At 69.4% G+C, this 26,031-nt stretch carries 23 protein-coding genes, 1 tRNA gene, 2 rRNA genes and 1 pseudogene; 14 read left to right on the plus strand and 13 right to left on the minus strand.

Features of this window, described 5'->3' with window-relative positions:
- The first annotated feature begins 241 nt into the window (after positions 1-241).
- The 3 genes from M503_RS0109630 (at position 242) to M503_RS0109640 (ending at position 3,537) form a co-directional block, all read left to right on the plus strand.
- Positions 242-3,104, plus strand: a 23S ribosomal RNA gene (locus M503_RS0109630).
- Between the two features lie 125 nt (positions 3,105-3,229).
- Positions 3,230-3,343, plus strand: a 5S ribosomal RNA gene (gene rrf, locus M503_RS0109635).
- Between the two features lie 117 nt (positions 3,344-3,460).
- Positions 3,461-3,537 (plus strand) — tRNA-Met (locus M503_RS0109640).
- Between the two features lie 395 nt (positions 3,538-3,932).
- Here M503_RS0109640 and M503_RS0109645 read toward each other — a convergent pair.
- Positions 3,933-6,842, minus strand: coding sequence for a ligand-binding sensor domain-containing diguanylate cyclase (locus tag M503_RS0109645; protein WP_028920306.1), 2,910 nt, complete (start codon positions 6,840-6,842; stop codon positions 3,933-3,935).
- A gap of 119 nt (positions 6,843-6,961) precedes the next feature.
- On the opposite strand from M503_RS0109645, the gene M503_RS16135 reads away from it, so the two are divergent.
- Positions 6,962-8,017: an endonuclease/exonuclease/phosphatase family protein gene (locus M503_RS16135; RefSeq protein WP_051414488.1), complete on the plus strand. Its 1,056-nt coding sequence runs from the start codon at positions 6,962-6,964 to the stop codon at positions 8,015-8,017.
- A 15-nt stretch (positions 8,018-8,032) separates the two neighbouring features.
- Here M503_RS16135 and M503_RS0109655 read toward each other — a convergent pair whose 3' ends face one another.
- Entirely contained in the window at positions 8,033-8,512 is a 480-nt protein-coding gene (locus M503_RS0109655; protein ID WP_028920305.1) for a VOC family protein, read from the minus strand.
- A gap of 165 nt (positions 8,513-8,677) precedes the next feature.
- Between M503_RS0109655 and M503_RS0109660 the strand changes: the two genes are divergently transcribed.
- Positions 8,678-9,724, plus strand: coding sequence for a S66 peptidase family protein (locus tag M503_RS0109660; RefSeq protein WP_028920304.1), 1,047 nt, complete (start codon positions 8,678-8,680; stop codon positions 9,722-9,724).
- A 45-nt stretch (positions 9,725-9,769) separates the two neighbouring features.
- Here M503_RS0109660 and M503_RS17110 read toward each other — a convergent pair whose 3' ends face one another.
- A complete protein-coding gene (locus tag M503_RS17110; protein WP_155952105.1) occupies positions 9,770-10,186 on the minus strand; it encodes a hypothetical protein in 417 nt (138 codons plus the stop codon).
- A complete protein-coding gene (locus M503_RS0109670; protein ID WP_155952017.1) occupies positions 10,177-11,514 on the minus strand; it encodes a winged helix-turn-helix domain-containing protein in 1,338 nt (445 codons plus the stop codon). Before M503_RS0109670 ends, M503_RS17110 begins: the two co-directional genes overlap by 10 nt.
- Before the next feature lie 128 nt (positions 11,515-11,642).
- Here M503_RS0109670 and M503_RS0109675 point away from each other — a divergent pair, with 128 nt between their 5' ends.
- A complete protein-coding gene (locus tag M503_RS0109675; protein WP_051414490.1) occupies positions 11,643-13,133 on the plus strand; it encodes a PQQ-dependent sugar dehydrogenase in 1,491 nt (496 codons plus the stop codon).
- A 40-nt stretch (positions 13,134-13,173) separates the two neighbouring features.
- Entirely contained in the window at positions 13,174-13,647 is a 474-nt protein-coding gene (locus M503_RS0109680) for a GlcG/HbpS family heme-binding protein (protein ID WP_028920300.1), read from the plus strand.
- A 213-nt stretch (positions 13,648-13,860) separates the two neighbouring features.
- Here M503_RS0109680 and M503_RS0109685 read toward each other — a convergent pair whose 3' ends face one another.
- Complete coding sequence (locus M503_RS0109685) at positions 13,861-14,949, minus strand: NAD(P)/FAD-dependent oxidoreductase (RefSeq protein ID WP_028920299.1); 1,089 nt, start codon at positions 14,947-14,949, stop codon at positions 13,861-13,863.
- Between the two features lie 206 nt (positions 14,950-15,155).
- Here M503_RS0109685 and M503_RS16860 point away from each other — a divergent pair, with 206 nt between their 5' ends.
- Both M503_RS16860 and M503_RS17415 read left to right on the plus strand, forming a co-directional pair.
- Positions 15,156-16,091, plus strand: coding sequence for an SH3 domain-containing protein (locus tag M503_RS16860; RefSeq protein WP_051414493.1), 936 nt, complete (start codon positions 15,156-15,158; stop codon positions 16,089-16,091).
- A 7-nt stretch (positions 16,092-16,098) separates the two neighbouring features.
- Entirely contained in the window at positions 16,099-16,245 is a 147-nt protein-coding gene (locus M503_RS17415; protein ID WP_155952018.1) for a hypothetical protein, read from the plus strand.
- Between the two features lie 108 nt (positions 16,246-16,353).
- Here M503_RS17415 and M503_RS0109700 read toward each other — a convergent pair whose 3' ends face one another.
- From M503_RS0109700 to M503_RS0109710, 3 genes are read right to left on the minus strand one after another with little or no spacing between them, the layout of a single operon-like run.
- Positions 16,354-16,845, minus strand: coding sequence for a YaiI/YqxD family protein (locus M503_RS0109700; protein WP_028920298.1), 492 nt, complete (start codon positions 16,843-16,845; stop codon positions 16,354-16,356).
- Positions 16,842-16,988: a hypothetical protein gene (locus M503_RS17620; RefSeq protein ID WP_197017210.1), complete on the minus strand. Its 147-nt coding sequence runs from the start codon at positions 16,986-16,988 to the stop codon at positions 16,842-16,844. The genes M503_RS0109700 and M503_RS17620 overlap by 4 nt, the downstream gene beginning before the upstream one ends.
- Positions 16,989-17,029: 41 nt before the next feature.
- Complete coding sequence (locus tag M503_RS0109710) at positions 17,030-17,224, minus strand: hypothetical protein (protein WP_024867821.1); 195 nt, start codon at positions 17,222-17,224, stop codon at positions 17,030-17,032.
- Between the two features lie 455 nt (positions 17,225-17,679).
- Here M503_RS0109710 and M503_RS0109715 point away from each other — a divergent pair, with 455 nt between their 5' ends.
- Positions 17,680-18,573 carry an acyltransferase gene (locus tag M503_RS0109715; protein WP_037061044.1) on the plus strand — a complete coding sequence of 298 codons (894 nt, stop codon included), beginning with the start codon at positions 17,680-17,682 and terminating at the stop codon, positions 18,571-18,573.
- Between the two features lie 37 nt (positions 18,574-18,610).
- Complete coding sequence (locus M503_RS0109720) at positions 18,611-19,537, plus strand: M14 family metallopeptidase (protein WP_428992230.1); 927 nt, start codon at positions 18,611-18,613, stop codon at positions 19,535-19,537.
- Positions 19,538-19,586: 49 nt separating this feature from the next.
- Here M503_RS0109720 and M503_RS16145 read toward each other — a convergent pair whose 3' ends face one another.
- Positions 19,587-20,180 (minus strand): DUF1579 domain-containing protein, encoded by a 594-nt coding sequence (locus M503_RS16145; protein ID WP_155952019.1) that lies wholly within the window; start codon positions 20,178-20,180, stop codon positions 19,587-19,589.
- Between the two features lie 183 nt (positions 20,181-20,363).
- Here M503_RS16145 and M503_RS16150 point away from each other — a divergent pair, with 183 nt between their 5' ends.
- Complete coding sequence (locus M503_RS16150; RefSeq protein WP_051414497.1) at positions 20,364-20,795, plus strand: BlaI/MecI/CopY family transcriptional regulator; 432 nt, start codon at positions 20,364-20,366, stop codon at positions 20,793-20,795.
- Positions 20,788-21,555, plus strand: a pseudogene (locus M503_RS17780) (M56 family metallopeptidase); the annotation flags it as partial. The gene M503_RS16150 and the pseudogene M503_RS17780, both read left to right, overlap by 8 nt.
- A 1,285-nt stretch (positions 21,556-22,840) precedes the next feature.
- On the opposite strand, the gene hflD reads toward M503_RS17780, so the two are convergent.
- The 4 genes from hflD to M503_RS0109755 are packed head-to-tail and all read right to left on the minus strand — an operon-like array spanning position 22,841 to position 25,528.
- The gene (gene hflD, locus M503_RS17115) at positions 22,841-23,452 is read right to left on the minus strand and encodes a high frequency lysogenization protein HflD (protein ID WP_028920295.1); all 612 of its coding nucleotides are present in this window, start codon (positions 23,450-23,452) and stop codon (positions 22,841-22,843) included.
- Positions 23,453-23,478: 26 nt separating this feature from the next.
- Entirely contained in the window at positions 23,479-24,582 is a 1,104-nt protein-coding gene (mnmA, locus tag M503_RS0109745; RefSeq protein WP_028920294.1) for a tRNA 2-thiouridine(34) synthase MnmA, read from the minus strand.
- The gene (locus M503_RS0109750) at positions 24,579-25,034 is read right to left on the minus strand and encodes an NUDIX hydrolase (RefSeq protein WP_081720999.1); all 456 of its coding nucleotides are present in this window, start codon (positions 25,032-25,034) and stop codon (positions 24,579-24,581) included. Before M503_RS0109750 ends, mnmA begins: the two co-directional genes overlap by 4 nt.
- A 2-nt stretch (positions 25,035-25,036) precedes the next feature.
- Entirely contained in the window at positions 25,037-25,528 is a 492-nt protein-coding gene (locus M503_RS0109755) for a hypothetical protein (RefSeq protein WP_028920293.1), read from the minus strand.
- An 85-nt stretch (positions 25,529-25,613) separates the two neighbouring features.
- Here M503_RS0109755 and clpS point away from each other — a divergent pair, with 85 nt between their 5' ends.
- Complete coding sequence (gene clpS, locus M503_RS0109760) at positions 25,614-25,934, plus strand: ATP-dependent Clp protease adapter ClpS (RefSeq protein WP_028918241.1); 321 nt, start codon at positions 25,614-25,616, stop codon at positions 25,932-25,934.
- The last annotated feature ends 97 nt before the right edge of the window (positions 25,935-26,031 follow it).

Genomic DNA, 26,031 nt, shown 5'->3' on the forward strand with positions numbered 1-26,031 from the left:
AGTCCTCCCAGACCCACCAACTCTGGATGTAAGCGCACATACTTTTATACGGATCGGCGTTGAGGCCGGTGCGTGTTCTTTAATAACTTGTGATGTAGCGAGCGTTTGAGATGACTATCTCGACGTGTCGTTGAGGCTAAGGCGGGGATCGCAAGATCCCTAAAAATTGAGTCGTTGCAATTCGCGCCTGGGGATTTGTACCCCTGGGCACAGACGACCCCGAGGCGACTTGGGGTTATATGGTCAAGCGAATAAGCGCACACGGTGGATGCCTTGGCGGTCAGAGGCGATGAAGGACGTGACAGCCTGCGAAAAGCGTGGGGGAGCTGGCAATAAGCATTGATCCCGCGATGTCCGAATGGGGAAACCCACTGCTTCGGCAGTATCCTGCAGTGAATACATAGCTGCTGGAGGCGAACCCGGTGAACTGAAATATCTAAGTAACCGGAGGAAAAGAAATCAACCGAGATTCCCTAAGTAGTGACGAGCGAACGGGGACTAGCCCTTAAGCTGGCGTGGTTCTAGGAAAACAACCTGGAAAGGTTGGCCATAGAAGGTGACAGCCCTGTATTCGAAAGGGCCACATCAGTGAAGACGAGTAGGGCGGGGCACGTGAAACCCTGTCTGAACATGGGGGGACCATCCTCCAAGGCTAAATACTCCTGACCGACCGATAGTGAACCAGTACCGTGAGGGAAAGGCGAAAAGAACCCCGGAGAGGGGAGTGAAATAGACCCTGAAACCGTGTGCGTACAAGCAGTAGGAGCCCGCAAGGGTGACTGCGTACCTTTTGTATAATGGGTCAGCGACTTACAGTTCGTGGCAAGCTTAACCGTATAGGGGAGGCGAAGGGAAACCGAGTCTGAATAGGGCGCATAGTCGCGGGCTGTAGACCCGAAACCGGGTGATCTAGTCATGCCCAGGGTGAAGGTGCGGTAACACGCACTGGAGGCCCGAACCCACTCCCGTTGCAAAGGTAGGGGATGAGGTGTGATTAGGAGTGAAAAGCTAATCGAACCCGGAGATAGCTGGTTCTCCTCGAAAGCTATTTAGGTAGCGCCTCATATGTATCCTCTCGGGGGTAGAGCACTGTTATGGCTAGGGGGTCATCGCGACTTACCAAACCATTGCAAACTCCGAATACCGAGACGGACTGTATGGGAGACACACGGCGGGTGCTAACGTCCGTCGTGAAAAGGGAAACAACCCAGACCCACAGCTAAGGTCCCAAATTACCGCTAAGTGGGAAACGATGTGGAAAGGCACAGACAGCCAGGAGGTTGGCTTAGAAGCAGCCACCCTTTAAAGAAAGCGTAATAGCTCACTGGTCGAGTCGGTCTGCGCGGAAGATTTAACGGGGCTAAGCGGTAAACCGAAGCTTGGGGTGCACACTTCGGTGTGCGCGGTAGAGGAGCGTTCCGTAAGCCTGCGAAGGTGGATCGAGAGGTCTGCTGGAGGTATCGGAAGTGCGAATGCTGACATGAGTAACGATAATGCGGGTGAAAAGCCCGCACGCCGAAAGCCCAAGGTTTCCTTGCGCAACGTTAATCGGCGCAGGGTGAGTCGGCCCCTAAGGCGAGGGCGAAAGCCGTAGTCGATGGGAAGCAGGTTAATATTCCTGCACCTCGCGTGAGTGCGATGGAGGGACGGAGAAGGTTAGGCAGGCCGGGCGTTGGTTGTCCCGGTGAGAGAGTTGAGGCGGTGCCCTTAGGCAAATCCGGGGGCGCAACGTTGAGACTAAGGACCAGCCCTATAGGGCGAGGCTGCTGATATCACGCTTCCAGGAAAAGCTCCTAAGCTTCAGCTCACGAAGACCGTACCGAAAACCGACACAGGTGGGTAGGATGAGAATTCTCAGGCGCTTGAGAGAACTCGGGTGAAGGAACTAGGCAAAATAGCACCGTAACTTCGGGAGAAGGTGCGCCTCTTCTGGTTCATAGCTGGGGGAGGCCGAAGTAACCAGGCCGCTGCGACTGTTTATCAAAAACACAGCACTCTGCAAACACGAAAGTGGACGTATAGGGTGTGACGCCTGCCCGGTGCCGGAAGGTTAATTGATGGGGTCAGCCGCAAGGCGAAGCTCTTGATCGAAGCCCCGGTAAACGGCGGCCGTAACTATAACGGTCCTAAGGTAGCGAAATTCCTTGTCGGGTAAGTTCCGACCTGCACGAATGGCGTAACGACAGCGGCGCTGTCTCCACCCGAGACTCAGTGAAATTGAAATCGCTGTGAAGATGCAGCGTTCCCGTGGCAAGACGGAAAGACCCCGTGAACCTTTACTATAGCTTTACACTGAACGTTGAGTTCGTCTGTGTAGGATAGGTGGGAGGCTATGAAGTGTCGGCGCCAGCTGGCATGGAGCCATCCTTGAAATACCACCCTGATGTGCTTGACGTTCTAACCTGGGCCCGTAATCCGGGTCGGGGACCGTGTATGGTGGGTAGTTTGACTGGGGCGGTCTCCTCCTAAAGAGTAACGGAGGAGCTCGAAGGTACGCTCAGCGCGGTCGGACATCGCGCACTGTGTGCAAAGGCATAAGCGTGCTTGACTGCAAGATCGACGGATCAAGCAGGTACGAAAGTAGGACTTAGTGATCCGGTGGTTCTGTATGGAAGGGCCATCGCTCAACGGATAAAAGGTACTCCGGGGATAACAGGCTGATACCGCCCAAGAGTTCATATCGACGGCGGTGTTTGGCACCTCGATGTCGGCTCATCACATCCTGGGGCTGTAGTCGGTCCCAAGGGTATGGCTGTTCGCCATTTAAAGTGGTACGCGAGCTGGGTTCAGAACGTCGTGAGACAGTTCGGTCCCTATCTGCCATGGGCGTTGGAGATTTGAGAGGGGCTGCTCCTAGTACGAGAGGACCGGAGTGGACGAACCTCTGGTGTTCCGGTTGTCACGCCAGTGGCATTGCCGGGTAGCTATGTTCGGAAGCGATAACCGCTGAAAGCATCTAAGCGGGAAGCGCGCCTCAAGATGAGATCTCCCGGGACACAAGTCCCCTGAAGGAACCATCAAGACCAGGTGGTTGATAGGCTGGGTGTGTAAGCGCAGTAATGCGTTGAGCTAACCAGTACTAATGATCCGTGCGGCTTGACCATATAACCTCAAGTGGCCTTGGACTCGACGACAACGTCGATAGCCATCCGCCGCTCCCTACATCACAAGTCCCTATGCGAGACGGTGCGGTACCTGTCACAGGCCACCTGCACGCTCCAACCGTCTCCCTGGTGAAATTAGCGTTGTGGAACCACCCGATCCCATCCCGAACTCGGAAGTGAAACGCAACAGCGCCGATGGTAGTGTGGGCTTCCCATGCGAGAGTAGGTCATCGCCAGGGTCTTTACCCGGAACCCCCAGCCAATGGCTGGGGGTTCTTCTTTTAGTGCGGACACCGTGTGTCCAACGCCGGCAAAACAGGGCTCCATCGCCTGACGCCGGAAGCCAGTTTCCCCGGTGCGGGGTGGAGCAGTCTGGCAGCTCGTCGGGCTCATAACCCGAAGGTCGCAGGTTCAAATCCTGCCCCCGCTACCATTATTCCCGGTGCTCGAACCCGGAAAGAAGACAACGCAACGGCGCGCCTGGAAACGGGTGCGCCGTTTTTGTTTCCTGGTCGGAATGACGGGCGCCAATAACTCTGTTGCGCTGACGACCCAATACGGTGCGCGGTGCCCAGCCAGACAGGGGCCGCCGGCCACTCCCGAGGGAGTGGGGCGCGCGTAGCCCGGGTAAGCGAAGCGCACCCGGGGATTGCCCTTGGTGCGCCTGCGGGCAGGTTCGGGTGGCGGAGACCCCGGATGCGGCTTGCGCCTTATCCGGGCTGCATGCCGGTTGCAGTGGGCGTCCGGCAAGGCCTCCGCCTGGTTCCTGTGACCGACGCTGATGTTGGCATCCGGCCCTCAACCCCCTTCCGACGGGAGAGGGGATCCCTAGGCGGGCAGGGCGCGGTTGCGGCCTTCGGCCTTGGCCCGGTACAGCGCGCTGTCGGCTGCGTGCAGCAGTTCGTCCGGGCTGCCGCCGCGGGCCGGGCGCAGGCTGCCGGCGCCGACGCTGACGGTGATCGTGTCGGAGACGCTCGATGCGCGGTGCGGCAGGCCGAGGGCGCGGATGGAGGCGACGATCTGCCGCCCCAGCGCGAGCGCGCCGGCGGTGTCGCAGTCGGGCAGCAGCAGCGCGAACTCCTCGCCGCCGTAGCGCGCGGCCAGGTCGGCGCCGCTGCGGACCTGCGTGGCCATATGGCTGGCCACGGCGGCCAGCGCAGCGTCGCCGTCCAGATGGCCGTAGCTGTCGTTGTAGGCCTTGAAGTCGTCGACGTCGACCAGCAGCACCGCCAGCGAGGCGTCGCGCCGGGCATGGTCTTCCCAGGCCTGCAGCAGGCGGCGGTTGAACTCGCGGCGGTTGGCGATGCCGGTCAGCGCGTCCATCGCGGCGATCCGCTGCAGCTGCGCATTGGCCTCGCGCAGGGCGTCGGTACGCTGCGCCACCTCGCGGGTCAGGCTGCGTTCGCGCTCGCGTGCGGCGCGCAGGCGCAGCCATACGCCCAGCATCACCAGGCCCAGTGCTGCCAGCACCACCAGCGTGCGCAGCCACCAGGTCTGGTGCCACAGCGGCAGCAGGGTGAAGCGCACGCGGGCGCCTGCTTCGTTCCACACGCCGTCGTTGTTGCTGGCCGCGACCCGGAACTCGTAGTCGCCCGGCGGCAGGTTGGTGTAGTACGCGGTGCGGGTATTGCCGACGGTATTCCAGCCGCGATCGAACCCGACCAGCTGGTAGCGGTACTGCACCGCCGAAGGCGCCACGTAGCTCATCGCGGCGAAGTGCAGCTCCAGGCGCTCGACGCCCGGACCGAGCTCTCCAGGCGCCAGCGGGTCCACGTCCTTGCCGTCCACCAGCATGCGCTCGATTTCCACTGGCGGTGGCTGCGGGTTGCCCTGCATGCGCTGCGGATCGACCACGACCACGCCCTTCGCCGTGCCGAACCACAGGCGGCCGTCGTCGCTGCGTCCGGCGGGCGTCTGCGAGGCGCCGTTGCCCTGGGCGTTGAGCATGCCGTCGGCCGTGCCGTACCAGCGCGGCTGCACCGCAACGGCCTTGCCGCTGTCCAGCGCGGCCAGGTCCGCCTGGGCGATATGGCCGATGCCGCGGTTGGAACTGAACCAGAAGTTGCCGCGGTCGTCGTCGAGCAGGGCGAACACGGCATCGCCATGGAAGCCGGCGCGCTCGAAGTAGCGCGTCACCACGCCGTCGCGGATCCGCGCGATGCCGACGCTGGTGCCGAGCCAGAGGTTGCCGTCGGCCGCCTGGTGGAAGGCGAACACGCTGGTGCCGGCCAGGCCGTCGGTGCCGCAGGCGTCGAGCACCTCGCCGCGCAGGCAGCGCAGGCCGCTGCGCAGGCCGATCCACAGGCGGCCGGCCGGGTCCTCGTAGAGCGCGCGCACGTCGTCGCCGCGCGTGTCTTCGACGACATGCACCTGGTCGCCGTCGATCCGCGCCACGCCCTGCAGGGTGCCGGTCCACATCCCGCCCTGGCGGGCCGGGGCGAAGGCGAACACGATCGTGCCGGGCAGGCCTTCGACCAGGCCGAAGCTGCGCGCCTTGCCGTGGCGGTCGAAGCGGGTGACGCCCTCGGTGCCGGCAACCCACAGCTGGCCCTTCTCGTCGGAGAGGATCGAGCGCAGCAGCTGGCTGGGCAGCTGGCGGTTGTAGTCCTCGGCCGGTTCCAGCACCGGATCGCGGTAGCGCGCCAGGCCCCCGCCGTCGGTGCCGATCCACAGCGGGCCGCCGGGTACCTGGTGCACGGCACGCACGGCGTTGGAGGCCATCCTGCCGGTCACGGTCACCAGCTTGGACTGGCTGAGACGGTGCAGGCCGCTGGAGGTGGTGCCGATCCAGAGGTTGCCTTCGCGGTCCTCGAACATCGAGCGCACGGTTTCGCCGTACATGCCGGCGAGGCTGTCGTCGCAGGCGAAGCGGTCGTCGCTGAGGCGGCACAGGCCGATGCCCAGCGGCGCGAACCAGACCGTGCCCTGGTGGTCGCCGTAGAGGGTGTAGATGCGCTTGCCGTCGAGGTAGGCGGCGCGCGGGTCGCGGTGGAAGCGGCCGTCGCGGAAATAGGCGGGCCCGTCCTGGGTACCGACCCAGGCGGTGCCGTCGCTCTGCATCGCCAGGCTGTAGGCGGCGTTGCTCGGCAGGCCGTCGTCCTCGTCGTACATCCGCGTGCGGCCGTCCCGCCAGTTCACCACGCCGACGCCGTCGGTGGCGATCCAGATGCCACCGGCCGGATCGGCGACGATGGCGCGGTAGAAGCCGCGCGGCGGGAAGCCGTCGCTTTCGCCGAGCAGCTCGGCCCGGCCGTCGATGATGCGGGCCACGCCGGCATTGGTGGTCAGCCACAGCGCGCCGTCGCGGTCGGTGACCACGCCGAACACGCTCTCGATCCCGCCCGGCAGCGGTACCTGCTCGAGCCTGCGCTGCCGGTAGTGGTACAGGCCGCCATTGAGGGTGCCGACCCACAGGCCGCGCTCGCCGTCGGTGGCCACCGCGGTGATCGCCGAGCTCTTCAGCGCCGGCGCCACGCGCGGATCGATGGTGTCGAAACCTTCGCCGCTGTGACGGACCAGGCCGCCGTAGGTGGTGAGCCAGATGGCGCCGTCGGCGTGCTGGGCGATCGAAAGCACCGTGCCCTGCGGCAGCTGGTTCTCGTACCAGACGTGGGTGAACTGCCCGATCGCGCGATCCGGTTCGAGCGCAGGAAGAGGAGAAGGCAGGAGCAGGAGGACCGGAACGACGCACAGCAGCAGGACGCGCCATGCGCCACGGATGATGCGACAACCTGACATCGCCCCCCCCAACCGGTCGGACCCGCATGGTACCAGCATCCGGCATCGCCGCCGGAGTGGACTTTCGGGGCAAGGGCCTGCCAGGCGCGCGGCCGGTCCTGCGCGCAACCACCGTAGTCATGGCCATCGACGCCCAGTGGGCTGGCGCGGAGGCACAGGTGGACTACTCGCGGTATCCGATGGCGCTGGTCGAGGACATCGTGCGCCTGCGCCGGCGCATCGCCCGGGCCGGGCTGCCGCCGCGTCGCACCGACGCCAACGTCGTGGTCGGCACCTGGAACCTGCAGAAGTTCGGTGCGCTGTACCAGGACTGGGACGAGAACCCGGGCAGCCCCAAGCGCAACCTGCGCTGCCTGGCGGTGATCGCCGAGGTAGTGCGCTGCTTCGACGTGGTGGCTTTGCAGGAGGTGCAGCGCGAGACCACGGCGTTGCGCGTGCTGATGGAGCAGTTCCTTGGCCCGCACTGGGCGGTGCTGCTGTCGGACGTGACCGAAGGCGACAAGGGCAACTCCGAGCGCCTGGCCTACCTGTACGACACCCGCCGCGTGGTGCTGTCCGGACTGTCGGGCGAGATCGTGCTTCCGCCGCATCCGGACGGATTGCCGGAGCAGTTCGACCGCACGCCGTACATCGCCGGATTCCGCGCCGGGCAGGAGCATTTCACCCTGCTCACCGCGCACGTCCGCTACGGCGACCTGCCCGCGCAGCGCATCCCGGAACTGCGCCGCTTCGCCGCATACACCGCACGCGAACTGAGGGCACGGGCAAAGTCGGGGCAGAGCCGCGAAGAGCCCAACCTGCTGGTGCTGGGGGACTTCAACATCGACCGGCGTCAGGGCAATCCGCTGTTCGACGCCTTCGTCGAAACCGGGCTGTGGGTGCCCGAGGCCTTGCAGTCGGTGCGCACCACCACCGGGGCGGTGGCCAGGCACTACGACCAGATCGCCTGGTTCCAGGGCGACGACTTCGGCCTGCGGCCGACCGGCCGCGCGGGCACGGTGGATTTCGCCGGCGCGGTGTACAAGGGCATGGCGCAGTCGCGGGTGTCGCCGCGGATCAGCGACCACCTGCCACTGTGGGTGGAGTTCGCCACCGACCGCAGCGAGGAGGCGATGGCGCGCGTGCTCGGACTGGACATCGACCGGCCCGATCCATTCGCGGTGGTGCCGGACTGACCGGCGTCGCGGCACTCAGCCGCGCAACGCCCGTTCGATCGTGGCGATGTCCAGCTTGCGCATGGTCATCATCGCGTCGAAGGCGCGCTTGGCCGCCGCCGGGTCGGGATGGTGCAGGGCTTCGACCATCATCCGCGGGGTGATCTGCCAGGACACGCCCCAGCGGTCCTTGCACCAGCCGCAGGCGCTTTCCTGGCCGCCGTTGCCGACGATCGCGTCCCACAGGCGGTCGGTTTCCTCCTGGGTGTCGGTGGCCACCTGGAAGGAGAACGCCTCGCTCTGCCTGAAAGTCGGACCGCCGTTGAGGCCGACGCAGGGGATTCCGATCACGGTGAACTCGACGGTGAGCACCTGGCCGGATTGGCCCGAAGGGAAATCGGACGGCGCATGCAGGATCCGGCCGACCGAGCTGTCGGGGAAGATGCTGGCGTAGAACTGCGCCGCTTCCAGCGCTTCGTGGTCGTACCAGATGCAGACGGTGTTGGGGGCGATCATGGTGGAGCCTCCCTTGCGTGTGGTTCGCCGGATCGAAGCCGGCATGGACGGCATCAGGGCCACGCCCAAGGATACGCGCCGGCGCTTGCCCGGGGTTGCGCATTGGCTGGCCGCCACCGGGGCAGGTTGCTAGGCTTGCGACGGTTCCACGCAGATCGCCACGCCATGCACAGAAGGCAGTTCCTCGGAAGCACCCTGGCCGCATCGCTGCTGTCGCTGGTGGGCAGCGGCACCGCACACGCCGCAACGACGGCTGCGCGTGGACGCCTGCTGCCGGTCCCGCTCAACCGCGGCGACACCATCGGCCTGGTCAGCCCTTCGTCGGCCACCGACGACAGCATGGGCCTGCAGCTGGCGCGCGAGGTGATCGAGGCGCTCGGCTTCAGGGTCCGCACCGGCGCGCATTACGACGGCCGCCGCGGCCACCTGGCCGGCACCGACGAGGAACGCGCCGGCGACCTCAACGCCATGTTCGGCGACCGCGAGGTGAAGGGCATCGTCTGCGTGCGCGGCGGTTCCGGCGCCGCGCGCCTGCTGCCACTGCTGGACTACGCGCTGATCCGGCGCAACCCGAAGGTGCTGCTGGGCTATTCGGACATCACCGCGCTGCACGCGGCGATCGGCCGCAAGACCGGGCTGGTGACCTTCCACGGGCCGATCGGCGCCGGCAGCTGGAACAGCTTCAACGTCGACCAGTTCCGGCGCGTGCTGGTGGACCGCGAACTGGTGGAGTTCCGCAACGTGCCGGAGACCGGCGACGAGCTGGTGCCGCGCGGCAACCGCATCCAGACCCTGCGCGGCGGCAAGGCCAGCGGCGAGCTGGTCGGCGGCAACCTGTCGGTGCTGGTGGCGCTGGCCGGTTCGCCGTACATGCCGGAGTTCGACGGCCGCATCCTGTTCCTGGAAGACGTGTCCGAGGCCCCGTACCGGGTGGACCGCATGTTCAGCACGCTCAAGCTCAGCGGCGCGCTGGAGCGCATCGCCGGTTTCGTCTTCGGCGAATGCACCGATTGCATGCCCGGCGATGGTTATGGCTCGCTGACCCTGGAGCAGATCCTCGACGACTACATCCGTCCGCTCGGCGTGCCGGCGTATCGCGGCGCGATGATCGGCCACATCAAACGCCAGTTCATCCTGCCGGTCGGTGGTCGCGTCGAACTGGACGCGGACGCGGGCACGCTGCGGATGCTGGAACCGGTGTTCCAGGGCTGAGGCGCGGTTTCGCGCTCCGCTTTCCCGCGGATCGGCGCCTCGTGGTCACTGCGCCGTCGTGCGCGGTACCGCCAGGCGCAGGTCGCTCTCGCGCAAGGTCATTTCCGAGAACACCAACTGGGTCTGGTCCGGCGACAGGTCGAAGCCCCAGCCCTCGAATCCGCTCGGCAGCGGCGCGATGTCGGTGACGTTGCCGCCATCGGCATCGGCGTGCGCCAGTCGCGGCGCTTTGCCCTGCGGACGCCGCACGAAGTAGACGCCGTCGCGCGCCGGCGCCCAGTTGGAGCTGTCCTCCGGCGCCAGCCCGGCCAGCAGCAGCTGTTCCTGCGCGGCAGGGATCGCCTGGCTCCAGTCCTGCCGCGGCACGCGCCACAGGCCGCGCAGGCCGGGTTTGGTAAAGAGCAGGTGGCGGCCGTCGACCGATTCGCGCGCATTGCTGCCGGCCCCGGGCGTCACCGCCACCGCCTCGCCGCCGGCGGCCGGTTGCGCGTAGACCTGCCATTGCCCGCTGCGGTTGGATTCGAAGTACAGCCAGGCGCCGTCGCGCGACCAGGACGGATTGCGGGCATCGCCCGGGCCGTCGACCACGCGCTGCGGCGCGCCGCCTTCGGGAGAGACCACGTAGATGGCGACGCGGCCGTCCGGGCTGCCATCGAAGGCGATACGCGTACGAACACCAGCGAGCGGCCGTCGCGGGCGAACCGCGGATCGATGTCGCCGAGCGTGCCCGGTGCGGGCGAGGTGAGTTCGCGGCGCGAGCTGCCGTCCAGCGCCGCAAGGAACAGGCGGTACGGCGCATCGGCGGCCTCGCGGGCGGCATAGACGACGTGGCGGCCGTCAGGCGACAGGCCCAGGCCGCGGATCTGCTGCATCGCCGGATCCTGCAGCACCCGGGTGATGCCGCCGCCCAGTGCCGACACGCGCAGCAGCGAGATCCCGTCGGCGCCAGTGCGCGCGAACAGCAGGGCGCGGCCATCGGGCATCCAGGCCGGATAGCGTTCGTCGACGGCGCTGCGGGTGAGGTTGAGGATGTCCTCGCTGCCGATGGTCTTCACGTAGACGTCGAAGGTGCCGGTCCCGTCGTGGATGAAGCCCACGCGGCTGCCGTCCGGCGACAGCGCCGGTTCCAGCTCGCGGCCGACCAGGCTGGTGAGCGGGCGCACCTCGTAGGCCTCGGCCGGCGGAGGTGGCGGGACGGGGCGTAACGCGTACACGGCGATGGCCAGGCCGGCGATACCGGCAGCGGCCAGGGCTGCGTAGCCGTAGCCGCGGCGGCGCGGCGCGACGGGCAGCGGCGGCGAGGCGCCGGCGCTTTGCGATTCGGGCGCCGGTGCCGTGGCGGGAGCGGGCGAGGGGGGCGGACCCTCAGCCGGTGGCGCCTCGTGCGGTGGCAAGGCCACGGCCGCGGCGACCCGCGCCGGCGCCACCGGGGCGATCAGGCGGTAGCCGCCCTTGCGTATGGTTTCGATGTAGCGGGGTGCCTGCGGATCGTCGTCGAGGATCTTGCGCAGCTCGGACACCGCGCGGTTGAGCAGGTAGTCGTCGGCGATGGTGCCGGCCCAGACGATCTCGAGGAAGTCCTCGCGCGGGACCACGGTGCCGGGACGCCGGGCCATCAGCACCAGCACCTGCATCACCTTCGGTTCGACCTGGCAGACCCGGCCATGGATCGAGATGCGGTTGAGCGACGGCTGGACCAGCGCCTCGCCGGCGCTGAAGCTGCCCGGGAGCCAGCCCCCGTGGCCGGTGGCCGTCCCGTCGATCCTGCCGATGGCCGTCTGGTCGCTCATCGCCACACCGTCCGCGGCGCTGCGGGCGCGCCTGCAGCGAATCTATAGCAAAACTCCAGCTTCCCTCCATCCAGCCCGGCCGCCGGTTCCGCTTTTCTGGCGCCATCGACTGACGCTGGAGGACGGCCATGCTGACCATTCCCCTGTTCATTCCGCTGGTGATCCGCGGCGCGCTGGCCGCCATCCTGCTCGCCGCCGCCTTCCCGGCCCCGGGCCAGGGCCAGACGCAGGCGCAGGGCGAGGCCCTGTTCCAGCGCAACTGCGCCTCCTGCCATGGCGCGGACCGGCAGGGGACCGGGCTTGGGCCGCCGCTGTCCGCGCAGACCTACCGCTATGGCGGCACCCGTGGCGACCTGGCCCGGATCATCCGCAATGGCATCCCCTCGCAGGGCATGCCGGCCTTCGGCCAGCAGCTCGGCGCGGCAGAAGTGGAGGCACTGGTGGCCTTCCTGCCGGCCCGCGAGAGCACGCAATCCGGGGAGGAGGCGCCGCCCCCGGAGCGCAGCTTCGATCCGGTGCCCGGCGTGGTCGAGACGCTGGACTACGCGGTGCGCACCGAGTTGTTCGCCGACGGCCTGCAGACCGTGTGGGCGATGGCCTTCATCGGCGCGCGCACCGCCCTGGTGAGCGAGCGCACCGGGCGCCTGCGGATCATCCGTGACGGCGTGCTGCAGCCGCAGCCGGTGTCCGCCACCCCGGTGGTCTATGTCAGCAGCCACCGCTGGAACCAGGGCGGCCTGCTCGACGTGGCCCTCGACCCGGACTACGCCGACAACGGCTGGATCTACCTCAGCCACAGCCACCGCATCCCCGGCACCGGCCCGGAAGGCCAGCCGCTGGCGATGCTGCGGGTGGTGCGCGGCCGCATCCGCGACAACACCTGGGTGGACGAGGAGGTGCTGTTCCAGGCCGCGCCGGAAACCTATGGCGAACCGTTCTGGCACTACGCCGGGCGCATGGCCTTCGACAACGAGGGTCGGCTGTACTTCTCGGTCGGCGACCGCTGCGTGCAGGAGCTGGCGCGCGAACCCGGGCGGCCCACCGGCAAGATCCACCGGATCATGCCCGACGGGTCGATCCCGGCGGACAACCCGTTCTGCAACCGCGACGGCGCGCTGCCGACGGTCTACAGCCTCGGCCACCGCAACCCGCAGGGCATGGTCTTCGATGCCGAAAGCGGGCGCCTCTGGTCGACCGAGCACGGCCCGCGCGGTGGCGACGAACTCAACTTGGTCCGCGCCGGCGCCGATTACGGCTGGCCGGTCACCACCTACGGCATCAACTACAACGGGACGGTGCTGACCCCGCATACCCGCGCCCCCGGCGTCACCCAGCCGGTCCACTACTGGCGCCCGTCGATCGGCGTCTCGGGCGTCACCGTGTACCGCGGCAGCCAGTTCCCGCTGTGGGAAGGCAAGCTGCTGGTCACCGGCCTGGGCGCGCGCGAACTGCGCCTGCTGACCCTGGACGGCGACCGCGTGCTGCACGAGGAAACCCTGCTGCGCACCCAGGGCCGTCCCTACGAACCGGTGGTCGGCCCCGACGGCGCGATCTACCTGGTCACCGACGATCCCGGCCAGATCCTGCGGCTGGGCATCGAGGAGGAACGCCGGCGCTAGGCCTGGTCCATCCCCACGCACGCCATCCGAGGAGGAACCGATGAAAGCGACCCTGCCCGTCGTCGTTGCCGTCGCCGCCAGCCTGGGCGCGGCCATTGCCCCGCTGCACGCGCAGAGCCTGCGTCCCGCGCTGGATTTCGCCACCGCCGATGCGATCCGCGACCACTGCCTCGCGGCGGCCGACCGCGCCGGGTACACCGTCGCCGTGGCGGTGTTCGACGCCGGCGGCGACCTGGTCAGCTTCGGCAAGGACCGCACCTCGCCGGCGGCCGGCGCGGTGGCGCAGTGGAAGGGCCGCTCCGCCGCGATCTATGGCTATTCCACCGCGCAGACCGCGACCTGGAACATCCCGGCGGCACCGATGATCTCCACCGCGCAGGGCGGGGTGCCGATTTTCACCACGGACGGACAGGACCTGGGTGGTGTCGGCGTGTCCGGCGCGCCGTCGGAGTTCGACGAGGCCTGCGGGACTGCGGCGGTGCAGGCGGCAGGACTGCGGGTGACGCGCCCGTAGCGGCACGCGCGGCCCGCCGCGACAGCGGCATGGTGGCGGACATGGTGGAGCCTCCCCTCGCCATGCCCGCGCCATGCTGCTGCCGGGCGGGTCGCGTTGTTCGGGAAGTTCGCTGCGCAATCGGCATGCTGGCGACGTCAGCACCGGATGCGGTGCGGCGCGACCGGCCCTCTCCCCCGGGCCCTCTCCCGGGGGGGGGAGAGGGGAGCTGGGTCAGCCGGCGCGTTGATGGAAATAGACCTGGCTGGCGGCCCAGCGCAGGGGCGGGGAGTGCAGCAGCAGGTCGAACGGCCAGTCGAACTGGATGCGGTCGTAGGCCCAGCGCAGGGCGCGCTTGAAGCGGAAGCGCGGCGCGGAGTCGATCGCCACCTGTTCCGGTGATGGTCCGCCGTCACGCAGGTGCGCGGCGACCGCGCGGCCGACCGCCCAGCCGTGTTCCCACGCCGAATGGATGCCGCCGGCGGTGACCGGCGAGACCACGCCGGCCGCGTCGCCGACGAGGATGGCGCGGTCGCGCGCCATGTCGAACACCGGGCCGCTGCACGGGATCAGGCCGGCGCGCGTGGTGCCGGGACGCAGCAGGCGCGGCAAGCCGCCGGCCATGCCGACGCGCAGCAGGAAACCGCCGATGTCCGGCACGCGCGCACGCGCCGGATCGTGGCGCAGGGCCAGGCCGGCCTGGATGCCGGTGGGGTTCTGCGCGATCCAGCCGATGTAGCCGGGCGCGTAGCGCTTGCTGATGAAGCAGTGCAGGGCGTCGGGCTTTTCCAGGACCGCGCCGGGGAACTCGTATTCCACGCCATAGAGGAACTGGCGCACCTGGCCGAGGCCGCAATGCCGCGCGACCCGCGAGCGCGCGCCGTCGGCGCCGACCAGGTAGCGCGCGTGGCCGACACCGTCGATGCGCCAGCCAGCGGGGCTGCGCTCGCAGCCCGTGAAAGGCTGCCCGAGCCGCAGGTCGACGCCGTGCTCGCGCATGCGCTGCGCCAGCCAGCGCATCACTCCGGGCGTGTCGGTGGTGAGGAAGTAGTAGCCGGGCGCGGCCAGCGCGACCTGCTTGAGGCTGGGCGCATACAGGCGCACCTGTTCGATCCGCCGCACCAGCGCGGAGGGCAGCTGGTTGAGCAGGGTGTGCTCGGCTGCCTCCTTCACGATGATGCCGGTGGTGTGCAGCTTGTCGCCGGGGTCGTGCTTGCGCTCCAGCACGCACACGTGCAGGCCGCGCTGCGCGGCGGCGATGGCGCAGGCGGCGCCGGCGAAACTGGCACCGACCACGACCAGGTCGGGACTGGGATCAGGCATGTCGTTCTCCACGCTCCACGGCGGAGCGCGGGCAGCATGGCGGCCGGCGGTGGGCAGGACATGGGGCGTCCGTGAAGCGGGCACGAAGTCGGACCGCCGCGAAACTGAACGGGACCGCGCCGGCGCCGCCCAGCGGGTCAACTTCGCGCCTCCCCGGGAGTTCTTCCAGGTACGAGGGAGGCTTCCGCCTCCGTGAGGACGCCGGAATGAAGAAGATGACCACGATGGTGATGGCCCTGGGCCTGCTCGCCGCGCCGGCGCTGGCGTCGGCGGCCGATGCGTGGACGCGCGAGGTGGTCAACCTGCGCAGCGGCCCGGATATCGACTATCCGGTGGTGGTGACCCTGGATCGTGGCGTGTCGCTGGAGGTGTTCGGCTGCATCGAGGAATGGACCTGGTGCGATGTCGCCACCGGTCCGTACCGCGGCTGGATCTCGGCCGGCTACCTCGACTACGAGTACGACGGGCGACCGGTGCGGGTGAGCGAATACCGCACCGTGCTGGGCCTGCCGATCGTGACCTTCATGCTGGGCAGCTACTGGGACCACCACTACCGCCACCACGCCTGGTACGTGCAGCGTCCGTACTTCGAACGCCGTCATCCGCTGCACGTGATGCCGCCGCATCACCGTCCGCCGCCGCGCCCGCTACCGCCGCCGCGCCCGCACCACGTGCAGTCGCGACCGCAGCCGGTAGCTGCGCATCGTCCGCCTCCGGGACCGCCGCGCCCGCCGCAAGCGCATGCGCAGCCGCGTCCGGTGCACGTGGCCAACCCGGGCCACGGCAATGCGCGTCCTTCGGTACCGGCGCCGCGCCCGTCCACGCAGGGCCCGTCGCGTCCGCAGCATCCGTCGTCGAGTGGTCCGTCGGGACCGCTGCAGGCGCAGGTGCGCCCGGCGCACCCGCCGCGCGCGCAGGCGCAGCCGCGCCAGGAGTCGCGTCCGCAGGCGCAGCCGGCGCAGCGCCCGCAATCGCGGCCGGAGCCGGGACGGCAGGCGCAGCCGCCGCGTGCGCAGCAGCGCGACGAGGGACAGGCGCGGCCGCAACCGCAGTCGCGCCCGCCCGAACGCAAGGATGTGGACCGGAAGCCGCATTCGTCCGAGCACAAGGAACGGCCGCAGCCTTCGCGCCGCGATCGTTGAGCGCCTGATGTCCCTGTTTGGCCAGGATCAGAAATTCCTGACACGGCAGGACGAGGTAATCCGCTGTGACCGGCACGCCGCGTGCGGCACGCTGTCCCTGCACAGCCACCGCACGCGGCCTTCGCGGCCCACCATCACCGTGCGGGTGCTGTGAAACGGCCGGAGTCCTTCCCCTGGGCGCCGGTGGCACCCGGACCACCCCTGACGGTGCAGCGCGGCCGCCTCATGGCGGCCGCGTTCTTTTGTGCGCGGGTCGGAACCTTCAGTCGTGCGACCGGGGGCGTCTGGCCAGCCAGGCGTCGAGCGCGGCGGCGAAGGCCTGGCGGTCGCGGGCGTGGAAGCTGGACGGGCCGCCGGTCTGCACGCCGGCGCCACGCAGCTCTTCCATGAAGTTCCGCATCGACAGGCGCTGGGCGATGTTGTCGCGCGTGTAGCGCTCGCCGCGCGGATTGACCGCCTCGGCGCCGCGCTCGAGCACGCGTGCGGCCAGCGGAATGTCCTGGGTGACGACCAGGTCGCCAGGGCCGGCGTGCCCGGCGATCATGTCGTCGGCGACATCGAAGCCGCCCTGCACCTGCAGCGAACGCAGCCAGGGCGAGGTGGGCAGGCGGATCCACTGGTTGGCGACGAAGGTCACCGGCACTTTGGCCCGTCCGGCAGCGCGGACCAGGATCTCGCGTACCGGCCCGGGACAGGCGTCGGCGTCCACCCACACCTGCGGCCGGAGCGCTTCGGCATCCGAGCCGCCACTCATGTCGCCGGCGCGTCCCCGTTGCGTTCGGCGGCGGGCGCCGCGGTTTCGCGGGCGGCGCGCTTGCGCGCGTCCTTTTCGTCTTTCTTTTTCTTCTTGGCCAGCTCACGCTGGCGTTTCTCGAAGGAATAGTTCGGCTTGGCCACGGGGCTCCTTGGGTTGTCTGGGGGAATGGGGCAGGCGGAACTCAGCTGCCGCTTTTCTTGTCGCCGGCCTCGTCGACCTTGGTCAGCACCCGGGTGGTACCGAGTACCTCGATGCGACCACCGGCCTTGCGGAAGGCTTCAAGGTCGCTGGAGATGCGCTCGCTGGTCAGGACGACGCTGGATTTGCCCGAGGCGGGGCGGGGCGCGGGAATGCGGGCGGTCTTGCGGTTGGCCATGGTGTCCTCTCGTCGGGATGGGAGTGGAAGCCAGCGGTGCCGTGCACGGCGCGTGGCAGGGAGCCGGTTCCCGCACGGACGCGCGGGAGCGGAAGGGACGCGGAGGCGCGATGATGCGCGCTTGCCGGTGGGAGGTGGCGCGGCCTGGATGCCGGCCAATGGGCGCCCGCGCTGCGGCGGAGTGCGGCGGTCGATGGCCGTGGAAGGCCGGCAGCGGGAGAGCTCTGGAGTTGGATGTCGTCGCCTTGCTGGCCGCCGCCGGTGGGCGACGGGGGCTGGAGGGCGCGCTGGAGCCGGAATCCTGCCCGCGCGCGAGCACCCCCAGCATACGCGAGAAACGCCGGCCTTGCCCGGCCGCCGTTCAGGCGCGGCACATCCGGGGCGGCGTCGTCAACATGCTGCGAGCGTGCAGCGATCTGGTAGTCTGCGCGCCACTTCTCCTGTATCGATCGTCGATGTCCCTGCTGTCCTGGCTGCGCGTGGCCCTGGTGCTGTTGCTGGTGGTAACCAACACCCTGGTGCATGCGTTGCCATTGCTGGGGGCCGCGCTGGTCAAGGCCGTGCTGCCACTGGCGCCGGTGCGCCGGGCCTGCAACCGGATCCTGACCGGCATGGCCGAAAGCTGGATCGCGGTGAACAGCGCGATGATCGACGCCTTCACCGGCACCTGCATGCAGGTGGAGGACGACACGGTGGTGCAGCGCGACGGCCACTACCTGGTGCTGGCCAACCACCAGAGCTGGGTCGACATCCTGGTCCTGCAGAAGGTGTTCAACCGCCGCATCCCGCTGCTGCGCTTCTTCCTCAAGCGCCAGCTGTTCTGGGTGCCGGTGCTGGGCCTGGCCTGGTGGGCGCTGGATTTCCCGTTCATGGGCCGCTACACGCGCAAGGAAATCGCGCGCAATCCGGAGCTCGGCCGCCGCGACATGGAGGCCACCCGGCGCGCCTGCGGGAAGTTCCGCGACATCCCGGTGTCGGTGATGAACTTCGTCGAGGGCACCCGCTTCACCGGGGCCAAGCACGCCGGGCAAAGCTCGCCGTACCGGCACCTGCTCAAGCCCAAGTCCGGCGGCGTGGCCTTCGTGCTCGACGCGATGGGCGAGGGCCTGCATTCGATCATCGACGTCACCATCGCCTATCCGGCGGGGCGCCCGTCGATGGTGGACCTGATGGCCAATCGCGTGCCCGCGATCCGGGTGCACGTGCGCCAGCGCCCGATCCCGCCGGAATTCGTCGGCGGCAACTACCAGGACGACCGCGCCTTCCGCGCCCGCTTCCAGCAGTGGATGAACGGGCTGTGGCAGGAGAAGGACGCGGTCATGGACCGGCTGATGGCGCCACCGCGCTGATAAAGTGGGCAGCTTCGCAGTTGCCTGGATCCCGGCCTTGGACACGATCGAACGCTTCTATCCCATCGGCACGCCCGGCCAGCCCTGGGGCGAGGCCGAGCGCGCGCAGTGGCGCGCCCGTCAGGTCCGCCAGCGCAGCCATGCCGGCGACGTGGTCGCCGCGATCGAAAGCCTGCGCGCGCGCTGGGAGGTGGAAGCCTACGGCCAGCTCGACTATGCGCCCGACCGCTACCCGCTGCTGGCCCTGCGCAGCCGCGACTGGGACGACGCACTGCCGGTGGCCCTGGTCACCGGCGGCGTACACGGCTACGAGACCAGCGGGGTGATGGGCGCGCTGCAGTTCGCGCGCGAACATGCGGACCGCTACGCCGGCCGCCTCAACCTGCTCGTCGTGCCCTGCGTGAGTCCTTGGGGTTACGAGCGGATCCAGCGCTGGAACGCCGAGGCGGTCGACCCGAACCGCTCGTTCCGCGAGCCGTGCCCGGCGGAGGAAGCGGCGGCGCTGATGCGCCTGGTCGAACCGCTGCGCGGGCGCTTCCTGGTCCACATCGACCTGCACGAGACCACCGACAGCGACGAAGGCGAGTTCCGCCCGGCGCTGGCCGCGCGCGACGGCAAGCCGTTCGAGCCGGGTGGCATCCCCGACGGCTTCTACCTGGTCGGCGACACCGGGAACCCGCAGCCGGAGTTCCAGCAGGCGATCATCGCCGCGGTGGAGCAGGTGACCCACATCGCCCCGGCGGATGCGGAAGGGAAGATGATCGGCACGCCGGTAGTCGCCCATGGCGTCATCAACTATCCGGTGCAAGCACTGGGACTGTGCGCCAGCGTCACCGGCGCGCCGTTCGTGACCACCACCGAGGTGTATCCGGACAGCCCCGGCGCGACCCCGGAACAGGGCAACCAGGCGCAGGTCGCGGCCACGTGCGCCGCGCTGGACTACGCGCTGGCGCACCAGCCCTGACCGCTTCGCGAACCGCACCGCGCTCCAGGCCGGAGCAGGGTGACTCGCATCACGGCCCGCGCTTGCGGTAGGTGATCTCCATCATCTTCGCTTCCTTGCCGTCCGGGCCGGGGCCGTACATCTCGAAGACCTCGGTCGAAGCATCGGTCCAGCGCGTGGTCATGCGCGCGGCACGTCCGGCTCCGCCGACCGGATCGTTGAAGCGGCCGGTGAAGCTGCAGTTGCCCTTCGCATCGCATTCGCCGTCGCTGAGCATCACGCCGGTGCCCATGCTGTCGTTCCACACCGACCAGTAGCGGCGGGTGACATTGTCGTAGCCGTGCAGGCCCTGGCCCTGGAACGGCTGGCCCATCATCGTCGCGTCCACGTCCTCCACCATCACCCGGTTGCCCAGGATCATGCGGCGGGTCGCCGTGCCCTTGTCGGTGGCCGGTTCGCCGGGTCCGTACCAGCTGCGCACGGTCATGTCGTAGGTGCCGGCCATCGCCGCCAGCTGCGCATGCTCCGGGCCGGGCGCGGCCGCTTTCTGGTAGGCCTCCATCGCCGCCTGCTCCTCCGCGGACGGTGCAGGTGGCTCGGCCGCTGACGCCGGGAGCACCAGCGTGGCAAGGACGACGAAGGCCTGGATGCGCATGCGGTTCATCGCGAGCTTCTTGGCAGGCACGGCCTGCACGGGACGGGTCCGCGGACTCTTCCCCTGCGTCCGCTCAGCCGGCGTGAAGGCCGCCTGGGGCCCGGCAGGGCATGACTTTCGACCTAGACAATCTTGTCTAGACAAGATTGTCTGGAGGGTGCAGGATGCCGGCGTACCCCGGAGAACCGCACGATGACCCGCAAGCCGTCCCGCCCGCGCCCGCCCCGTCCCACCGCCGCCGAGCTCGACCTGCTGCGGGTGATCTGGCGGCAGGGACCATCGACCGCGCGCGAGGTCCACCAGGCGCTGCAGGCCGAGCGCCCCGACGTGCAGCAGGCCACCGTGCTGCGCCTGCTGCAGGTGATGCACGGCAAGGGCCTGGTGGTGCGCGACGAGAGCCAGCGCTCGCACGTCTACGCCGCCGCGCATCCGCAGGACGCACTGCAGACCAACCTGCTCGACGAACTGATCCAGAAGGTGTTCTCCGGTTCGGGCAAGGCGCTGGTGATGGCTGCGCTGGACACGCATGTCAGCGATGCCGAGCGCGAGGAGATCCGCCGGCTGCTCGAGGAACCGGAAGCCACCGCTCGCGGCGGCGGCAAGGGAGGGAAGGGCCATGCATGAGCTGATCGCCAGCGGGATCCCGGTACTGGGCAGGACCCTGCTGCATTTCCTCTGGCAGGGCGCGCTGGTCGGGGCGTTCGCCGCCCTGCTGCTGCAGCTGCTGCGCGATGCACGGCCGCAACTGCGCTACGCGGTGGCCTGCCTGGCCCTGCTGGCCTGCGTGCTGGCACCGGCGGCGACGCTGCTGCTGGAGCTGGCGGGAACGTCCGGGACAGCGGCGACAGGCGCGGTTGCTGCGCCCGCCCAGCCCGATGCCGGATTCGCCGTGCTGCCGCCGAACGCTCCGCAGTCAGGCTTCGCCTTCGCCTGGCCGGCCATCGACCAGGCGTTGCCCTGGATCGTCGCCGCCTGGGCGGCCGGCACCTGCGTGCTGTCGCTGAGGCTGGCGGCCGGCGTGTGGTGGCTGGGGCGTCTGCCCGACGTCGGCGAAAAGCCGCTGCAGCAGCGCTGGCAGCAGCGGCTGGACCGCCTCGCCGCGGCCTGCGGCGTGCGCCGCCCGGTGGCGCTGCGCCTGGTGGAGGCGCTGGATACGCCGGCCGCGGCCGGCTGCTGGAAGCCGGTGGTGCTGCTGCCGGTCGCGGTCCTGGCGCGGCTGCCGGTGGAGTACGTGGAAGCACTGCTGGCCCACGAGCTGGCGCACGTCCGCCGCCACGACTACCTGGTCAACCTGCTGCAGGGCGTGGCCGAGGCCCTGCTGTTCTATCACCCGGTCACCTGGTGGCTGTCGCGTCGCATCCATGCCGAACGCGAACTGGTCGCCGACCGGCTCGCTGCCGGGGCCATCGGTGAACCGCGGCGGCTGGCCCTGGCCCTGGCCGCCCTGGCCGACCATCACGCGGCGCTGCGCGCCGTTCCGCGGCCGGCCCTGGCCGCTCTGTCACACGGAGGTCAACTCATGTCCCGCATCGAACAGCTGGTCCGCCCGGGCCGGGTCCGCGGCAGCGGTCGCCTGGTCTTCCCCCTGCTGGGCCTGGCGGCTGCCGGTCTGGCCTTCTACGCCCAGGCTCAGCGCGATCCGGCCGTGGCTCCCGCGCCGGCACCTGCTGTCCAGGCAGCCCCCGCGGCGGCTCCGACGCACGCGGCTTCGCCTGCGCCGAAGGCCGTCACTGCCCGCAGCCGCAGCCTGGCGCCGGAACCGCCGGCCGCCCCGGAGGCACCGGCCAGACCGCCGGTGCCGACGATCGAGGCGCCGCGCGTACCGGCCCCGCCGGCCAATCCCCCGGCGCCGCCGTCGCCTTCGGTGATGCACGTCGGCACGGGGCGCAATGGCGATGCCTACGCCCTGGTGCGCAGGAAGGACGACTCCTACCTGGTTTCCGGCACCAATGGCGACCACGACCAGATCGAGGCGGCCAGGCGCGCCATCGACGGCGACTTCCTGTGGCTGCGCCAGGACGGCAAGGCCTACGTGGTGACCGATCCGGCGATGGTCGCCCGTGCCCAGCGCAGCTGGGCCGAGACGGCGGCGATCGGCGAGCGCATGAGTGCGATGGGCGGGCGCATGGAAACCCACGGCCGCCAGATGGAGGCGATCGGCAAGCGCATGGAGCAGGCCGCGCTGCCGAAGCAGGCCACCCGTGGCATCGACGAGGCGGCGAAGAAGATGGAGGCGCTTGCGCGCGAACAGGAAGCCCTGGCCCGCAGGCAGGAACAGGTGGCGCGCCAGTACGCCAGCGCGCCCGGCGACGCCGCGCGGTCGGCCGAGCTGGACCGGCAGATGCAGGCCCTGGATCGCGAAATGAAGGCGCTGGGCGCGCGCATGGACGCGCAGTCGCGCGAGCTGGATGCCCAGGTCGCCAGCCAGGACCAGGCCATGCAGGCGCTGTCGCGGGAGATGGAGCAGGCGAGCAAGCCGATGGAGGCCCTGTCCGCGCAGATGGAAGGACTCAGCGCCGAGATGGAGAAGGCCAGCCAGCGCGCCGAGGCGGAAATGCGCCAGCTGCTCGCCGAAGCGATGGGCAAGGGCCTGGCCAGGCCGCTCCGCTGCGGCAGTAAGCGATCCGGTAACGCGCACGCCGGTCAGCGCCGGCGGGCGTCGTGGCAGGTCAGGGCAGGCGCGCCTGCAGCGCCTGGACCATCGCCCGGCGCGCGAACAGGAACTGCCACTGGCTGCCGCCGAGCTGGCGCCACAGCATCGCGGAACGCACGGCCGCCAGCAGCAGCGCCCGGATCTCCGAGACCACGCCGGGCTGGCCGAGGTAATGCGGATTGCCCTGGACCATGATCCGCGGGCGCAGGTGGCTGATGGTGTCGGCGTAGAGCGTGCCCAGCGCGGACAGCACGTCCGGATGGGTGCTGCCCAGTTCCTCGGCCCGCGGCGCGATCCCGGCGATGCCGTTGCCGACCGCCTGCAGGGTGGCCGGTTCGGAGGCGAAGCGCCGCTCCAGCTGCAGGGTGGCCAGCGCCAGCCGCGGCAGCAGCGGATCGGCATCGCGGCTGGAGAAGTAACCGTCCAGCGTGCGCAGTCCCGGCTGCAGGGCGCGCGCGCCGCCATACACCGCGGCGGTGGACTCGGCGTCGATGCGGAACACGCTGTCCAGCACCGGGCGCGCGGCGCCGGTCTCGCTCTGTCCGGTCTCGGCGATGCGGCGCACCTGCTGCAGCGCCTGGGCCAGGCCGGCCAGGGCCAGCACGCGGTCGTCGTAGGAATAAGTCATGCGCGCATTCTACCTGCAGGCCTGCTTCAGTCGCGGCCGGGCACGGGCGCGTCGGTCGACTCGATCACCGCGCCGCCGAGGCATTCGGGGCCGTCGTAGAGCACCAGCGACTGGCCCGGCGTGGCCGCGCGCTGCGGCCGTTCGAAGCGCACGGCGACGGTGCCGTCGTCGTTGACCCGCACCCGGCACGGCTCTCCCGCCTGGCGGTAGCGCACCTGCGCGGTGCAGTCGAATTCGATCGCCGGCGGCGCGCCGGCGATCCAGTGCATGGCCTCGCTGCGCAGCCCGCGCGACAGCAGCCACGGACTGTCGCGGTCCTGGTCGACGTAGAGGATGTTGCCCGCCACGTCCTTGCCGACCACGTACCACGGCGCCGCCGCGCGGCCGCGGACGCCGCCGATGTTCAGGCCTTCGCGCTGGCCGAGGGTGAAATAGAACACGCCGGGGTGCTCGCCGATGCGCACGCCCTGAGGGTCGCGGATCTCGCCCGGCTGCGCCGGCAGGTAGCGGCCGAGGAACTCGCGGAAGTCGCGCTCGCCGATGAAGCAGATGCCGGTGGAGTCCTTCTTGGCGTGGGTCGGCAGGCCGGCCTCGCGGGCGATCGCGCGCACCTGCGCCTTGGGCAGGTGGCCGATCGGGAACAGGGTCGCCGACAGCTGTTCCTGGCCGAGCTGGTGCAGGAAATAGGTCTGGTCCTTGTCGCGGTCGGCGCCGCGCAACAGGCGCCAGCGCCCGCCCTCGAACGCCACCTGCGCGTAGTGGCCGGTGGCGATGCGCCCGGCGCCCAGCTCGCGCGCCGCGTCGAGGAAGTGCTTGAACTTGACCTCCCGGTTGCACAGCACGTCCGGGTTGGGCGTGCGCCCGGCGCGGTACTCGGCCAGGAAGTGCTCGAACACACCGGCCCAGTACTCCTTCGAGAAGTCGCGGAAGTGGAACGGGATGCCGAGCCGCCCGCAGACCGCGACCGCGTCGCGGCGGTCCTCCTCGGCGCGGCATTCGCCGCTGCCGTCGTCGTCCCAGTTCTGCATGAACAGCCCGGCCACCGGCTCGCCGGCCTGGACCAGCAGCCAGGCGGCGACCGAGGAATCGACGCCGCCGGACACGCCGACAACGGTACGGGGCGCGCTCACGGCATCCATCGCAGCAGCGACAGCGGATGGCGGCGGCCGGCCAGCCAGTCGGAGGCGACCTGCCAGACCAGCGGGCTGCGGTGGCGTTCGGCCTGGGCCTGCAGTTCGGCCGGGGTCAGCCACACCGCGCGCTCGATGCCGGTATCCAGCGGACGGGCCGGGTCATGGGCCAGGGGCTGGCCGCCGAAGGCGAAGCGCAGGTACTGGCGGCCGCCCGGCGCGTGCCACTGGTAGGTGCCGATGAAGCAGTCGATGCGGATGTCCCAGCCGGTTTCCTCGAGGGTCTCGCGCACCGCCGCCTCGACCAGGCTCTCGTCCGGGTCGAGGTGGCCGGCCGGCTGGTTCAGCACCAGCTGGCCGTCGATGCGTTCCTCGACCAGCAGCAGGCGGCCGTCGCGCGCGACCACGCTGGCGACGGTGACATCGGGGTGCCAGGAGTTGAGGTCGGCCATGCTCAGTACTCGTCGCTGGCCGGGTCGCCGGCCAGTTCCTGTTCCATGCCGTCGGCGCTGGACACGGCGGCGGAGATCGCCTCGTCCAGCTCCGCAGCCGCAGCGCGGGCGTCGATCTTCACCACGAACACCGCGTGCGGGCCCTGCTTGACCCAGGCGCCGAGCTTGAGCTCGTTGGAAGCCTCCAGCAGGCGGTTGGCGACCGGGCCGGGGAAGGCGCCCGACGGCGAGGCGTAGGCCGGCGACCAGATCTCGCGGATGCGGTGGTGGCCGAAGGTCTCCACCGGCGAACGCACGTACACCAGCTGGGTGCGCCCCTCGCCGTCGACCGGCACGACCAGCTTGTAGTCGCCGTCCTCGTCCACTTCGTAGTCGTAGCCGAGCTGCTCCAGCAGCACGCCCACGTGGGGATCGGGCCGCGCGGGGGCGGCCGCCACGGCCGGGCAGAGGGAGGCGAGCAGGAGCGGCAGCAGCAGGCGGGAGCGGAGCGGCATCGACGGGGGATTCACGGCGGAAAGGCTCCATTGTCCGGCCCGGCCTTCGACGAGTCCATCCGCGCGGCTCCGTATAATGGCGCACATGCCCAATACCCCACGCCACGAACACGAACATGGCGCGATGGTCGAACCCGGCAAGCCCGAGGTCGCCCCGCCGCCGATGTACCAGGTGATCCTGCTCAACGACGACTACACCCCGATGGATTTCGTGGTCGCCGTCCTGCAGCAGTTCTTCGGCCTGGACCTCGAGCGCGCCACCCAGGTGATGCTGCACGTGCATACCCGCGGGCGGGGCGTCTGCGGCGTCTTCACGCGCGAGGTGGCCGAATCCAAGGTGGCCCAGGTCAACGAGTTCTCCCGGATGAACCAGCACCCGCTGCTGTGCACCATGGAGAAAGCCTGACCGGCGTCGCCCGGAGGGCCCGGCGACGCCCCGCCGCCGGCTGAACGCTGCGATCCGCAGGGGTTGTGGAAATCCGGACGGAAGGCCGCATATTGTT

The organism is Pseudoxanthomonas suwonensis J47 (assembly GCF_000513955.1).
GTDB lineage: Bacteria > Pseudomonadota > Gammaproteobacteria > Xanthomonadales > Xanthomonadaceae > Pseudoxanthomonas > Pseudoxanthomonas suwonensis_C.

Coding starts and splice junctions, on each gene's coding strand:
- M503_RS0109645 (WP_028920306.1), bottom strand. CDS start 6,842: ATGTCAGGTTGTCGCATCATCCGTGGCGCATGGCGCGTCCTGCTGCTG.
- M503_RS16135 (WP_051414488.1), top strand. CDS start 6,962: ATGGCCATCGACGCCCAGTGGGCTGGCGCGGAGGCACAGGTGGACTAC.
- M503_RS0109655 (WP_028920305.1), bottom strand. CDS start 8,512: ATGATCGCCCCCAACACCGTCTGCATCTGGTACGACCACGAAGCGCTG.
- M503_RS0109660 (WP_028920304.1), top strand. CDS start 8,678: ATGCACAGAAGGCAGTTCCTCGGAAGCACCCTGGCCGCATCGCTGCTG.
- M503_RS0109670 (WP_155952017.1), bottom strand. CDS start 11,514: ATGAGCGACCAGACGGCCATCGGCAGGATCGACGGGACGGCCACCGGC.
- M503_RS0109675 (WP_051414490.1), top strand. CDS start 11,643: ATGCTGACCATTCCCCTGTTCATTCCGCTGGTGATCCGCGGCGCGCTG.
- M503_RS0109680 (WP_028920300.1), top strand. CDS start 13,174: ATGAAAGCGACCCTGCCCGTCGTCGTTGCCGTCGCCGCCAGCCTGGGC.
- M503_RS0109685 (WP_028920299.1), bottom strand. CDS start 14,949: ATGCCTGATCCCAGTCCCGACCTGGTCGTGGTCGGTGCCAGTTTCGCC.
- M503_RS16860 (WP_051414493.1), top strand. CDS start 15,156: ATGAAGAAGATGACCACGATGGTGATGGCCCTGGGCCTGCTCGCCGCG.
- M503_RS17415 (WP_155952018.1), top strand. CDS start 16,099: ATGTCCCTGTTTGGCCAGGATCAGAAATTCCTGACACGGCAGGACGAG.
- M503_RS0109700 (WP_028920298.1), bottom strand. CDS start 16,845: ATGAGTGGCGGCTCGGATGCCGAAGCGCTCCGGCCGCAGGTGTGGGTG.
- M503_RS0109710 (WP_024867821.1), bottom strand. CDS start 17,224: ATGGCCAACCGCAAGACCGCCCGCATTCCCGCGCCCCGCCCCGCCTCG.
- M503_RS0109715 (WP_037061044.1), top strand. CDS start 17,680: ATGTCCCTGCTGTCCTGGCTGCGCGTGGCCCTGGTGCTGTTGCTGGTG.
- M503_RS16145 (WP_155952019.1), bottom strand. CDS start 20,180: ATGAACCGCATGCGCATCCAGGCCTTCGTCGTCCTTGCCACGCTGGTG.
- M503_RS16150 (WP_051414497.1), top strand. CDS start 20,364: ATGACCCGCAAGCCGTCCCGCCCGCGCCCGCCCCGTCCCACCGCCGCC.
- hflD (WP_028920295.1), bottom strand. CDS start 23,452: ATGACTTATTCCTACGACGACCGCGTGCTGGCCCTGGCCGGCCTGGCC.
- M503_RS0109750 (WP_081720999.1), bottom strand. CDS start 25,034: ATGGCCGACCTCAACTCCTGGCACCCCGATGTCACCGTCGCCAGCGTG.
- M503_RS0109755 (WP_028920293.1), bottom strand. CDS start 25,528: ATGCCGCTCCGCTCCCGCCTGCTGCTGCCGCTCCTGCTCGCCTCCCTC.
- clpS (WP_028918241.1), top strand. CDS start 25,614: ATGCCCAATACCCCACGCCACGAACACGAACATGGCGCGATGGTCGAA.